Source organism: Flavobacterium sp. (genome assembly GCF_028712645.1).
In the GTDB taxonomy this organism is placed as follows: Bacteria; Bacteroidota; Bacteroidia; order Flavobacteriales; family Flavobacteriaceae; genus Flavobacterium.
Map to the genome: position 1 here is coordinate 1 of NZ_JAQTPQ010000087.1, position 13,328 is coordinate 13,328.

At 33.6% G+C, this 13,328-nt stretch carries 9 protein-coding genes; all 9 read left to right on the plus strand.

Annotation, left to right across the window (positions count from 1 at the left end):
* Positions 1-2,881 (plus strand): TonB-dependent receptor (locus PHC28_RS08355; RefSeq protein WP_300098625.1); only part of this gene is annotated, 2,881 nt, incomplete at its 5' end.
* Positions 2,882-2,892: 11 nt separating this feature from the next.
* A complete protein-coding gene (locus tag PHC28_RS08360; protein ID WP_300098628.1) occupies positions 2,893-4,425 on the plus strand; it encodes a RagB/SusD family nutrient uptake outer membrane protein in 1,533 nt (510 codons plus the stop codon).
* 14 nt (positions 4,426-4,439) lie between these two features.
* Positions 4,440-5,546, plus strand: a complete 1,107-nt coding sequence (locus tag PHC28_RS08365) for a hypothetical protein (RefSeq protein WP_300098631.1) — start codon at positions 4,440-4,442, stop codon at positions 5,544-5,546.
* 10 nt (positions 5,547-5,556) lie between these two features.
* Positions 5,557-6,495: a hypothetical protein gene (locus tag PHC28_RS08370; RefSeq protein ID WP_300098634.1), complete on the plus strand. Its 939-nt coding sequence runs from the start codon at positions 5,557-5,559 to the stop codon at positions 6,493-6,495.
* Positions 6,496-6,621: 126 nt separating this feature from the next.
* Positions 6,622-7,740 carry a glycoside hydrolase family 16 protein gene (locus PHC28_RS08375; RefSeq protein ID WP_300098637.1) on the plus strand — a complete coding sequence of 373 codons (1,119 nt, stop codon included), beginning with the start codon at positions 6,622-6,624 and terminating at the stop codon, positions 7,738-7,740.
* A gap of 140 nt (positions 7,741-7,880) precedes the next feature.
* Positions 7,881-8,714 carry an endonuclease/exonuclease/phosphatase family protein gene (locus tag PHC28_RS08380; protein ID WP_300098641.1) on the plus strand — a complete coding sequence of 278 codons (834 nt, stop codon included), beginning with the start codon at positions 7,881-7,883 and terminating at the stop codon, positions 8,712-8,714.
* The gene (locus tag PHC28_RS08385; protein ID WP_300098644.1) at positions 8,714-10,177 is read left to right on the plus strand and encodes a glycoside hydrolase family 30 beta sandwich domain-containing protein; all 1,464 of its coding nucleotides are present in this window, start codon (positions 8,714-8,716) and stop codon (positions 10,175-10,177) included. The genes PHC28_RS08380 and PHC28_RS08385 overlap by 1 nt, the downstream gene beginning before the upstream one ends.
* Positions 10,178-10,216: 39 nt before the next feature.
* Positions 10,217-11,761, plus strand: a complete 1,545-nt coding sequence (locus tag PHC28_RS08390) for a sugar porter family MFS transporter (RefSeq protein WP_300098647.1) — start codon at positions 10,217-10,219, stop codon at positions 11,759-11,761.
* Between the two features lie 18 nt (positions 11,762-11,779).
* Positions 11,780-13,069: a glycoside hydrolase family 16 protein gene (locus tag PHC28_RS08395; RefSeq protein ID WP_300098650.1), complete on the plus strand. Its 1,290-nt coding sequence runs from the start codon at positions 11,780-11,782 to the stop codon at positions 13,067-13,069.
* Positions 13,070-13,328 lie beyond the last annotated feature (259 nt).

The following is a 13,328-nucleotide window of genomic DNA, read 5'->3' on the forward strand; positions in this document are numbered from 1 at the left end:
AGCTATTAAAGGAAGAACCCGAATTGATGTTAAACTTAATCCTGAATCTCAAACTTTGCAAGAGGTTGTTGTTGTAGGTTATGGTACTCAAAAGAAAAGTGTAAATACTGGAGCTATTTCTAGTGTCAAAGCTAAGGATTTGGAAAAAATTCCAAATGGTCGTGTTGAGCAAACCTTACAAGGAAGAGTTTCTGGTGTAATGGTTTCTGCTCAATCAGGTCAGCCGGGTGCAGCTTCTACTGTAAGGGTTAGGGGTATAACTACATTTGATACTTATGGCGGTAATAATCCTCTTTGGGTTGTTGATGGAGTTATTATTGATTCTGGAGGAATTGGATTTGTAAATCAATCTGACATTGAATCTATTGAAGTCCTTAAAGATGCAGCGTCATTAGCTATTTATGGTGCTCGTGCTGCTTCTGGAGTTATTATGATTACTACTAAAAAAGGTAAAGAAGGTAAATTTTCTGTGAGTTATACTGGATTTACTGGAATTTCTTCACCTGAAAAAACGATAAAATTACTTAATGCAACTCAATATGGTGCTTTAATGAATGAAAAAGCTGGAGCTGCAGGACAATCTATTCCTTATCCAAACCTTGGTGCTTTAGGTTTAGGTACTGATTGGCAAAAACAAATTTTCAGTAATGATGCTATTCGAACCAATCACGAATTTAGTTTAAGTGGTGGTAACGAAGTTTCTACTTTTTTTGCTTCATTTGGTATTTCTGACCAACAAGGAATTGTTTCTAAAGAAATTTCAAATTTTGGAAAAAAGAATATCCGTTTGAATTCAACACATAAACTGTCTAAAATGTTTACTATTGGACAAACCTTTGGATATACACATCAAAAAGGAGTTGGTTTAGGTAATACAAATAGTGAATTTGGAGGTCCTTTAAGTTCAGCAATCAATTTAGATCCTATAACTCCAGTTGTTGTTACAGATCCTATTGAAGCTAACGGGCCATTATATACGAACAGTAATAATCCACCAGTTTTTAGAGATGTTAATGGAAATCCTTATGGTATCTCCACACCTGTAGGTCAAGAAATGTCTAACCCAGTTGCTTATATCAATACAAGATTAGGAAATTATAATTGGTCAGATGATTTTATTGGAAATGCATTTATAGAATTCACTCCAATTAAAAATTTAAAATTTAGATCAACCGTAGGTTTAAAGAGAGCTTTTTGGGGTGATGAATCTTTCACACCACAATTCTTTTTGAGCCAAACTGTTAATTCCTCTAAAAATAATTTAAGTAGAAGTACTAATGAAACTTTTGGTTGGAATGTTGAAAATACAGCATCTTATACTAATAGTGCAGGGGGTCATAATTATACTTTATTGTTAGGGCAAGGAGCTTATGTTGATAATAATTCTACTGGTACTTTTGTGAATTATCAAGATATTCCAACGAATAACTACCTAGATGCATCCTTCAATTTTGATATTGCTCCAGCTATGAAAACAGGGAGTGCCTATACTTCTCAAGAGCATAGAGTGACATCATTATTTGCTCGTTTAAATTATGATTTCAAAGAAAAATATTTGTTTACAGGAATTATTCGTCGTGATGGTTCTACAAATTTTGGATCAAATAATAAATTTGGTGTTTTCCCATCTTTTTCTACAGGTTGGGTTGTTTCTAAAGAGGGATTTTGGAAAGACAATAATATAGTGAATACTTTAAAAATTAGAGCGGGTTATGGTGTGACTGGTAATGATGCGATTAAGGAAAATGGATTTTTAGCACTTATAGGTGGTGGTAGAAACTATACTTTTGGTAGTACAGGTTCAGTGGTTACTATAGGTAATAGTCCATCTGCACCAGCAAATCCTGACTTGAAATGGGAAGAAACATCACAAATGAATATTGGTTTTGATGCTAAAATATTCAGAGATTTCAATTTAACTGTTGAGTATTACGATAAAAAAACTACTGGAATCTTACAATATGTTGATTTACCAGGGTATGTAGGATCAACAGGAAGTCCATTAGGTAACGTTGCTGATATGGGTAATAAAGGAGTTGAGGTTGAGTTAGGTTACCGTAAAAGATTTGGTGACTTTAACTTTTCAGCTAATGGAAATGTTTCGTACTTGAAAAATGAAGTAACTTATTTAGGTCAAGGAAAAACTTTTATTACTAATGGAGCTGCTGGATTCCAATCTATGGGTGATGTTACAAGAACAGAGGTAGGGCAATCCTATAATTCTTTTTATGGTTTTAAAACTGCAGGTATTTTTCAAACTATCGACGAAGTTAACGCCTATACAAATAGCTCAGGCGGTTTAATTCAGCCTAAAGCTGTCCCAGGAGATTTCCGTTGGACAGATATTAATGGTGATGGAGCTATCACAAATGAGGACAAACAAAATTTGGGAAGTCCACTACCTAAATACACTTTTGGTATGACTATCAATTTGGAATACAAAGGATTTGATTTTATGGCATTTGCTCAAGGAGCAGCAGGAAATAAAATTTTCCAAGGCTTACGTCGTTTAGATATATTAAATGCTAATTATCAAACAGATGCTTTAAGTCGTTGGACGGGACCAGGAACATCTACTTCATATCCAAGATTGACAAATAATGACACTAATGGAAACTTTGGAAATATGTCTGATTTTTATTTAGAAAACGGTGATTATTTACGTTTGAAAGTAGTTTCTTTTGGATATTCATTACCTAGTAATTTTGTAGCTAAAATTAAAGCTTCAAAAATAAGAGTCTATGTTACTGGTGAAAATTTATTGACCCTAACCAAGTATACAGGTTATGATCCGGAAATTGGAGGAAATGTTTTTGGAATAGATAAAGGTTATTATCCTCAAGCCAAATCTTTTATGTTTGGTGCTAATGTTCAATTTTAATAAATAAAAATATGAAAACAATAAAAATTAAGTTTTTATTTATTGCACTTGCAATGATAATAACTACGGTATCATGTACCAAAGACTTTTTAGAAGTGACCCCAAAAGGGACAAATCTAGAATCAAATTATTATAAAAATGAAACCGAAGCTTTTGCAGGACTTGTTGCGGCTTATGATATAATGAACAAGAACTCTGGAGGTTTTGACAACATGATTACAATGATGAATGCAGGTTCTGACGATCAATATGCAGGTGGTGGTGGTGCTACAGATGGAGCTGGAATTCAAGGATTTTCAAATTATACATTGAGTCCTACTACTATTTCACAAAGTTTTTGGGGTGATCATTATCAAGGTATTTATAGAGCAAATTATTTGCTAACTAAATTGCCAGGTATTCCTATGGATGCAGCCTTAATGGCTAGATATACAGCTGAATGTAAAGCTTTGAGAGCTAATTATTACTTCAATTTAGTGCGAATGTTCAAGAACGTACCTTTGATATTAGTACCTCTTTCTGGATCTGAATACTACACAGTGCTTCAAGCACCTCCAGCAGATGTATATACTCAAATTGAAAAAGATCTTAATGAAGCTATTGCTGTTTTACCAGCAACAGTACCAGCAGGAGAGGCAGGTCGATTTACTCAAGGGGCTGCCAAAGCCTTACTTGGAAAAGTATATTTGTATGACCCAGCAGGAAAGAAAGCCGAAGCAGCAGCTGAATTAGCAGCTGTAAATGGAACTCCTGGAGGAACCAGTCAATATGGATATAAATTATTGACCAATTACGCTGACCTATGGATAGTTGATAATAAATTCAATACAGAATCTATCATAGAAGTAGCCCATACTAATGCTTCTAGTTCTTATTGGGGTAACTGGGGAAGCGGAGCTGACGAAGGTAACTCTGTAAATGTAATGTGTGGTCCTAGAAGCTATACGCAAGTTGATGCTTCGGCTCCCGACCTACCATCTGGATGGAGTTTTAATGTGTTTACACAAGCATTTTTCGATGTGATTAAAACAGACCCTAGATTTGCAGCTACGGTTTTAGATATGCATCCATATGAAGCAATAGCTCAAGCCCAGGATCCAACCAAACATGCTTATATACCAGGATACCAGGATACAGGCTATTTCTTAAATAAATTTATTCCTAGAAAAGCTGATGTAACTACAGGAACGGGAGAACCAGTTTTGAATTACAGACAAAACTCTTATGTAATTCGTTTAGCAGATACCTATTTGATGGAAGCTGAAGCTTTAGGGGGTACTGGTGCAAGAGCTCAAGCATTACTTGATGCTGTCAGAGCTAGAGTAGGTCTTACTAGCACACCAGTTTCACTTGCCGCAATTAAAGCAGAAAGAAGATTAGAATTAGCTGGTGAAGGGCATCGTTTCTTTGATTTAGTAAGATGGGGTGATGCTGCAACTGCATTATCAAGTAGAGGTTTTCAAGCAGGTAAAAATGAAATTTTCCCAATTCCTTACAAAGAATTGCAAAACACTTTGATTGTTCAAAATCCTGGGTATAATTAATTAATAATAATAATATGAAAAATATAAAATTAATTTTCAGCTTTGTATTGCTACTGGCTGTTACAATAAGTTGCAGTATTCCTGACGGAATTGATCAAGATGCTACTTTTTTAAGTTCAGCAACTTCTGCAAATGTTTCTCCAATTTTTGACATCAGTAATGATAATTCAGGGATTGTAAAAATCACTCCGACAGGTGAAGGAGTTGTCTCCTTTACGGTTAATTATGGTCATGGAGCAGGTTCTTCTGCTTCTGCTGTTGTTGTACCAGGAGGAAATACTTCACATATTTATCCTGAAGGTTCTTATACTGTATCTATAGTTGCAACTGATATAGCTGGACAGCAAAAAACTACTACTTTTCCTTTGGAAATTACTTACAGAGCTCCAGAAAATTTAACTATAAGTACTTCTGGAGAAATGAAAGTGAAAGCATCAGCATTATATGCCAAATCATTTTTAGTATATTATGGAGATGTAGCGAGTGAAGTAGGTACACCAATGGCAATTGGTCAAGAATTACCAGCCCATACTTACCCTGCTCCAGGAGCAGATCCATATGTTCTTAGAGTGGAAGCTTTGAGTGGAGGAGCTGCAAAAACTTCTGCTACTAAAACATTGTTCGATTTGCCAATTGATTTTGAAACTGCTGATGTTGATTTCTTTGGAACTTTTGATGACTGGGGACAACAACAATTTGCAACTGCAGATAATCCTAATGCTTCGGGGATTAATACAAGTGCCAAAGTGGGAATGTATACTAATGGACACGCAGGATGGAGTGGAACTTATAGCCCATTAAATATTCCTATAAATTTTGCTTACGGAAAAAAAATCACGGTAATGGTTTATAATCCAGATGCTGCCAATATTGGTAAAAAATTAAATATAGAATTAGAGAAAGTTGTTGGTCTTCCTGGAGATCCTGCAAATCCTTATGGTGCTGTAGTAAAAACGGCTTTCACTACTTCCGGTGCTTGGGAGGAATTAACTTTCGATTTCAGTGGTATTTCAGCCATACCAGCTGACGCTAAATTCTCTCAACTAGTTTTGCGTTTTAATGATTCGCAAAATGGTACCCAAGAAGTTTTCTATGTAGATAATTTCAGACAAACTAATTAATATTATAAATATGAAAACAAATATAAAATACATTTTTGGAATATTCTTTTTGTTACTTTTAGTAGCTACAAGTTGTACAGAAGAAACCTATTCGTTAGGTGATTTGACTGCTCCTTCAAATGTTGTTATTACAGCCGATATTGTAGGTAAAGATGCAACACATCCAAATGGAGATGGGTCTGGAATGGTAAATTTTAAAGTTACCGCAGATAATGCTTTGGGTATGAAGCTAGATGTTGATGCAAATGATGATGTAAATTGGGTTTTTCTTCCAAAAGGTACGACATCAAATACCTACACGAAGACAGGTACTTTTACATATAGAGTTACTGCAATGGTTAATGGTAAAGGGGGTAGTTCTGCAAATATTACAAAAGATATAGTAGTATTTTTTGCCTTTCAACCACCTGCAGAAATGGTTACCAACTTAACAAATGATGCTTCAAAAACTTGGGTTGTTGATGGTAGCCTTCAAAATCATTTTGGTGTTGATGATTGGACCAATCCTAGAGCTACTGGATGGTGGTGGGGGGCTCCTCCATTTGATAAAGCAGCATGTTGTAATTGTTTATATACTACTGGATTTACTTTTGCCAAAGCAGGTGCAGTATATAGCTTAACGGTTACGAGTCCTGATGGCATATTTACAAAAACAGGTGCTTTAGCTGGTGGTCTTCCTGGTATTCCAGCCTCTGGAGGTGAAGGTTGTTATGCATATGCTGGAGGAACTTCTGAATTTTCCTTCATTCCTTCTTCATCAAATACAGCTGCCTCATTTCCATCTACTAAAATTGCAATACAATTATCAGGGGTAAATACTTTTATTGGCTATGGTGCAACTCAAAAAGAATATGAAATTTTAGAAATAACACCTACTTATATGTATCTACGTGTAAGAGGAACTGAAACAGGAAATTCTTGGTATTTAAAATTAAAACCAGCACCTTAAGTTTTTAAAATAATTTAACCCAGAACCAACTCTCGGTTCTGGGTTTTTTTTTGAATATTTTTTTAGTTCTAATAAAAATATTCTTCAAGATTATTATTAATACGTTAACACTAAAAGTTAATCGCAATGACGCAACACAATTTAATTTTCAAATACAAGCTTGTAAAACTATTTAGTTTTAGTTTGTTTTTACTTTTCCTTTTTTCAACGTTTGCATTAGCTTCTTGCAGCGGAGATAGCGGTGGTACTGGCGGCGGCGGCGGAGGAACAGGAACAGGAACAACTCCTTCGGGGCTTGTAGTTTCAGCTGCTGTTTTTGGCACTAACGCACAAAATCCAAATGGCGATGGGAGTGGATTAGTAACTTTTACTATAAATGCAAATAATGCAACTTCATATAAAATAGATCTTGGGAATGGTGATGTACAGACCGTGTCAAGTGGACTTTATTCATACACCTATCAAACATCAGGAACCAATAGTTTTAAGGTTTATGTGTCTGCTTATAATGGAGCAAATTTTGTGAGTACTTCGGTTACTTTTACTTTATATGTTGCTCCCATATCAATTTGGTCAGACGAATTTGACACGAATGGGACACCAGATAGTTCTAAATGGGGATATGATTTAGGTGCTGGCGGATGGGGAAATAATGAATCTCAATATTACACTAATAGACCAGAAAATGTAATTGTTTCTAATGGAACGTTAAAAATAAATACAATCAAGGAGAGTTATAGCGGAAGCAATTATACTTCAACAAGACTTCTTTCAAAAGGTAAATTCTCTTTCAAATATGGTAAAGTTGAATTTAGGGCAAAATTCCCAACTGGAGGAGGAACTTGGCCTGCGGTTTGGATGTTAGGGAGTAATATAGATTCAGTTGGCTGGCCTGCTTGTGGCGAAATAGATATGCTAGAAGAAGTTGGTAATCAATTAAATGTCAATCATTCTTCACTGCATTCTCCTGGTCGTTCAGGAAATACACCCGATACAGCTACGGTTACGGTTGCTAATGGGAATACCGATTTCCATATTTATACTATGGATTGGAGAGCTGATTTTATTAAATTTTATGTTGATAATCAGTTGTATTATTCGTTTATAAATTCGTCTAGTTTGCCTTTTAATCAAAACTTTTTCTTAATTATAAATTGTGCTATTGGAGGAAATTTTGGGGGAACTATAGATCCAAATTTTGTATCTTCTACTTTTGAAATAGATTACGTTAGAGTATATAACTAATAAGTTTTGGTTAGTTGAGTTTTCATTTTTTGCTCTTTTCTTGTAAGAGAGCAATAATGAAAACGATTACTATACTAGATTTGAATAATATTGAAATTAATTTCTAATTTTAATTTTTAGAATGGTTTAAAAATAATTTTATGAAACAGATATTGACGTTGATGACAGCATTAACTCTTTTTTTTGGAAATGCTCAAAATTTAAAAGTAATGACCTATAATATCCGTTTGGATGTTGCCGTTGATGGAGAAAATGATTGGACACATCGCAAAGATTTTTTTACTTCACAGATACAATTTTATGAACCCGATGTTTTTGGCGTTCAAGAAGCAACCCCAAATCAAGTCAATGATATTGCGGCTGCACTTACTCAATATGGTAAAATTGGAATAGGTAGAGATGGAATAGGAAAAGGAGAATCTTCTTCTATTTATTATAAAATGGATCGGTTTAAAGTTTTAGAATCAAATACATTTTGGCTTTCAGAAACTCCGGATGTAATTTCTATAGGCTGGGATGCAGCATTCAATAGAGTTTGTACTTACGGCTTATTTAAAGATTTAAAAACTAAAAAGATGTTTTGGGTTTTTAATACGCATTTGGATCATATAGGAGAATTGGCCAGAACTAACGGAATTCAACTTATTTTATCAAAAATTGAAGCATTGAATATAAAAAAATACCCTGTTATTTTTATGGGTGATTTTAATTCTAAACCTAACGAAGATAGAATTATTACTCTTAAAAAGGTGATGAATGATGCTCGAGAAATTTCAAAGGAAAAACCTTTTGGACCATCAGGAACATTTAATGGATTTAAACATAATGAACCTGTAACAATGTTAATAGATTATATTTTTATTTCAAAAAACAGTTCCTTTAATGTCAATAAATATGCTGTTTTAAGTGACTCTAAAGATTTGAAATATCCTTCAGATCATTTACCAGTTTATGTTGAAATAGCATATAAATAATGAAAAAAATACCCTCAATAATGAAAATTTTCTTTTTAGCTTTACTAACTAGCTTTATTCCCAATTGCTCTACTTCAGGCGGTGGATCAACACCTGTAACACCTCCGGCACCAAATCCACCTCCAGTGGTTACTAATGAAGTCGATTTTTGGTTAACAAAAGGAGATCAATCGGTATTGCTTCAAAAACAATCTACTGTTTTAGCCTTTAACACAACTTATAATGTTTATCCCAATATTGAAATAGATGATTTACAAAATTTTCAAACTGTTGATGGATTTGGATTTACTTTAACTGGTGGAAGTGCACAAGTAATCAATCAAATGAGTACTGTTAAAAAACAGGAATTATTACAGGAATTATTTGGTTCAGCCAGCAATTCTATTTCTGTAAGTTATTTGAGAATAAGTATTGCAGCTTCTGATTTAAATGAAACTGTGTTTTCTTATGATGATATGCCCATTGGTCAAACCGATATTAATTTAGATAACTTCAGTTTAGGGTCTGATATGACAGATTTAATTCCAATTTTAAAATCCATATTACTGATTAATCCAAATATAAAAATTATGGCGACACCTTGGTCTCCTCCGGTTTGGATGAAAGACAATAATAGTTCTATTGGTGGAAGTTTACAACCTCAATATTATGATGTTTATGCTCAATATTTTGTAAAATATATTCAAAAAATGAAATCCGAAGGGATTACTATTGATGCCATTTGCCCTCAAAATGAGCCTCTTCATCCTGGTAATAATCCAAGTATGTTGATGTTAGCAACAGAACAAGCGAAGTTTATAAAAAATAATTTAGGTCCAGCATTTCAAACCGCAGGTATAAAAACAAAAATTATAATTTATGACCACAATTGTGACAGACCAGATTATCCAATAACAGTTTTAAGTGATACCGATGCAAATCCATTTATAGACGGTTCTTCATTTCATTTATATGGAGGAGACATTAGTGCTTTATCTACAGTTCACAATACTTTTCCAACAAAAAATGTATATTTTACCGAGCAATGGACTTCATCTGACGGAAATTTTGGTGGAGATTTAAGATGGCATTCTAAAAATGTAGTTATTGGTTCAATGAGAAATTGGAGTAAAATTGCTCTTGAATGGAATTTAGCTAATAATTCTTCATTTGGTCCGCATACACCTGGTGGATGTACGCAATGCAAAGGAGCTATAACAGTGAATAGTTCAGATAGTTTTGTTAGAAACGTAGCTTATTATATTATTGCTCACGCTTCAAAATTTGTTCCGTCGGGTTCAATAAGAATTGGCAGTACCATTCAAGGAAATCTTAATAGTGCCGCCTTTAAAACACCAAACGGGAAAATAGTAATCCTAGTTGTCAATGATGGAAATACTAATGAATTATTCAATATTAAATACAATGGCCGATGGTTTACTACTTCATTAGAAAGTGGTTCTGTTGGGACTTATGTATTTTAAAAAACAACCAAAAATATAATTAACTAACAATCAAAAATTATGCAACCAAAAAAAAGTTCAGTAATATTTATCGCATTTGTAGTCTCTTTGGGAGGATTTTTATTCGGATTTGATGCCGGAATTATTTCGGGAGTTATGTCTTATGCTGGTCCAGAATTTAATTTGAATGATCTCCAGTCTGGATGGGTAGTAAGTTCACCCTCTTTTGCAGCTATGATTGCTATGATTGTTTCGGGAAGATTAAGTGACATTGTTGGGCGAAAAAAAATATTAATTATAGTAGCTTTTTTATATGCTGTTTCAGCTTTATTTTCAGCTTATGCAAACTCGTATGAAATGCTTTATATTGCAAGAATGGTTGGAGGATTAGCGTTTGGTGCTGCACTTATTTTAGCACCGACCTATATTGCCGAAATTTCAACAGCCGAAAACAGAGGTAAATTAGTATCTATCCAACAATTGAATATTGTTCTTGGATTTTTTGCAGCTTTTTTAAGCAACTATTATTTAAATGAATTAAATACTTCAGGACATTCTTTTTTAACAAATGAAAATGTTTGGAGATGGATGTTAGGTGTCGAATTAATCCCTGCAATATTGTACTTTGTCTTTATGTTTTTTGTGCCAAAAAGTCCACGTTGGCTCTATACAAAAGGTAGAGTTCAAGAAGCAAAAGAGGTTTTGTATAAAATTCACGGAAAACAATTAGCGGATATTGAAATTGAATCTATTGAAAAAAACAGTAATGAGCATAAGAACGATGCTAAAGCGTCCTTTAAAGAGTTGCTAAAACCATCCTTACGTTTTATTCTGATTGTAGGTTTAGTTCTAGGAGTACTCCAACAAATTACTGGAATTAATGCGGTCTATTTTTATGCAACTTCTATTTTTAAACAAACAGGAATTGGAACAGATAAGTCTTTTGAATTTGGAGTATTCTTGAGTTTAACAACTGTATTTTTTACAATTATTGCTATATTCTTGATTGATAGAATGGGAAGAAGACCTTTATTGTTAATAGGAATTTCAGGAATAGCTATTAGTTTATTATTGTGTTCTTATGGCTTTGGTCAAGCAACTTATGAACTTTCTTCAAGTGAAATAGCGAATTTCAAAAATATTGAAACAAGCAAATTAGAACCTTTTGCAAATAAGATATACGAAAATGATATTGACTTTAAAAATGATATGAAATTGGCTTTGGGGAATCAAGTTTTTGCTAAATATGAAGGCGATATTTTAGAAGTAGCAACAAACATAAATGCAACATTAGTATTGATTGGAATTTTAGGTTTTATTGCTTGTTTTGCATTTTCTTTAGGACCAGTTATGTGGGTAATGTTATCAGAACTTTTTCCAAATAAATATAGAGGTCTCGCAATAGGTGTAATAGGTTTTGTAAATTCATTCGTAAGTTGGGTAGTGCAACAAGTATTTCCTTGGGAATTATCAAATTTGGGAAGTGCGACTAGTTTTCTAATTTTCGGAATAATAGCAGCTATAGGATTTTTTATTCTAATAAAAATATTACCCGAAACTAAAGGAAAATCATTGGAAGAATTAGAGGCAATTTTAGTAAAATAATCGATTAAAAAAATAAATATGTTTATACAGTATAGAAATTCAGTGAAGCAAATTGCTTTACCAATGTTAGCGATTTTGTTTTTGTCTAATTGTGCTAATACTAAAACACAACAGACTACAAATAATGAAAATGTATCAACCAAAACAGTAATTGTAGAAGCTGAAAACTTTATAGAAAATTCTGGAAATGTTACAATAGAAAAAGATGGATTTGTAAAAACAAATGATATTTCAACTTGGCTTTCTTATAAAATAGATATTCCAGTTTCAGGAAGATACAATGTGCGTCTTTTTGCGAAAAATGAAGAAGTGAAAGAAGCTAATTGTTGGTTAGAAGATTACATCGACAACAAAGACGGTAGAACCTATAACATTACCAGTACTATGATTGTTGCTGGTAATAGTTCAAATAGCTTTGTTCAAAAAGACGGTTCGCCTTTGGAAGCAAAGACTCATTTGATGAAATTGCACGTAGAGAAAAGCGCCTTGTTGATTGATAAAATTGAGTTCGTTTTAGTGAGAGAACACAAAGCTTCTCCAGTTATAATCAAACAAAACACCACGGGGAAAGAATGGAAATTAACTTGGAGTGATGAATTCAACGGAAAGGGTTTGCCAGACCAAACAAAATGGATGTATGACATCGGAAATTGGGGTTGGGGAAATAACGAACCACAGTATTATACTGAAAACAGAGTAGAAAACGCTAGACAAGAAGATGGGAATCTTATCATTGAAGCCAGAAAAAATGACGATGGGAAACCTTGGACTTCGGCAAGATTAACCACTCGCGGAAAAGAAAGTTTCTTGTTCGGAAAAATAGAATTCAGAGCCAAAGTTCCTGCAGGGCAAGGAGCTTGGTCAGCTGGATGGTTGTTGGGCGATTCGTATGTTGATGAATTATCTTGGCCTTATTGTGGCGAAGTGGATGTGTTGGAAAATGTTGGTTCTGAAATTGATAACGTCACAGGAAATGGAAAAACCCACGGGTCTGTTCATTATGATGGATATTATTTTAAGAAAGGAAATCAAATACCGTTTATTACTGATGTTAAAAATATGAATGGAGAATTTCATAATTACACACTCGAATGGTTGCCAACAGGAATGACAATGTATATTGATGGAGTAAAATATTTTGACTATCAAGTAAACGATGAGCGAGGGTTAACTTGGCCTTATAGTAAAATACCACAAAATCTGATTCTAAACCTTGCTATAGGTGGAGGAATGGGAGGTGATATTGATCCGCAATTAACTTCACAAAAGTTAATCTTTGATTATGTGAGGGTTTACGAATTAAAATAAAAGGTTCTACTGGATTTTGTTTGGAAAGTCAAAACATTTAAACACAAATTTACAAACATTTTTAACCATTAAGATAGTAAGGAAATTAAGCTTTACAGTCTTTCTTAATGAAACTTAATATCTTAATGGTTAAAAAAAAATTGAATGTTCACAACAATTCCAGCAGAACTAAATAAAAAGACTAAAACCTGCAAAAAAATTAAAACATTGTGCGCTTAAAATCAAAGGCACATTATAGATTAAGCATTAAAAAATAAAT

Excerpts from the sequence above, each read along its gene's own strand:
- PHC28_RS08380 (WP_300098641.1), top strand. The coding sequence starts at position 7,881 with ATGAAACAGATATTGACGTTGATGACAGCATTAACTCTTTTTTTTGGA.
- PHC28_RS08395 (WP_300098650.1), top strand. The coding sequence starts at position 11,780 with ATGTTTATACAGTATAGAAATTCAGTGAAGCAAATTGCTTTACCAATG.
- PHC28_RS08370 (WP_300098634.1), top strand. The coding sequence starts at position 5,557 with ATGAAAACAAATATAAAATACATTTTTGGAATATTCTTTTTGTTACTT.
- PHC28_RS08375 (WP_300098637.1), top strand. The coding sequence starts at position 6,622 with ATGACGCAACACAATTTAATTTTCAAATACAAGCTTGTAAAACTATTT.
- PHC28_RS08390 (WP_300098647.1), top strand. The coding sequence starts at position 10,217 with ATGCAACCAAAAAAAAGTTCAGTAATATTTATCGCATTTGTAGTCTCT.
- PHC28_RS08360 (WP_300098628.1), top strand. The coding sequence starts at position 2,893 with ATGAAAACAATAAAAATTAAGTTTTTATTTATTGCACTTGCAATGATA.
- PHC28_RS08385 (WP_300098644.1), top strand. The coding sequence starts at position 8,714 with ATGAAAAAAATACCCTCAATAATGAAAATTTTCTTTTTAGCTTTACTA.
- PHC28_RS08365 (WP_300098631.1), top strand. The coding sequence starts at position 4,440 with ATGAAAAATATAAAATTAATTTTCAGCTTTGTATTGCTACTGGCTGTT.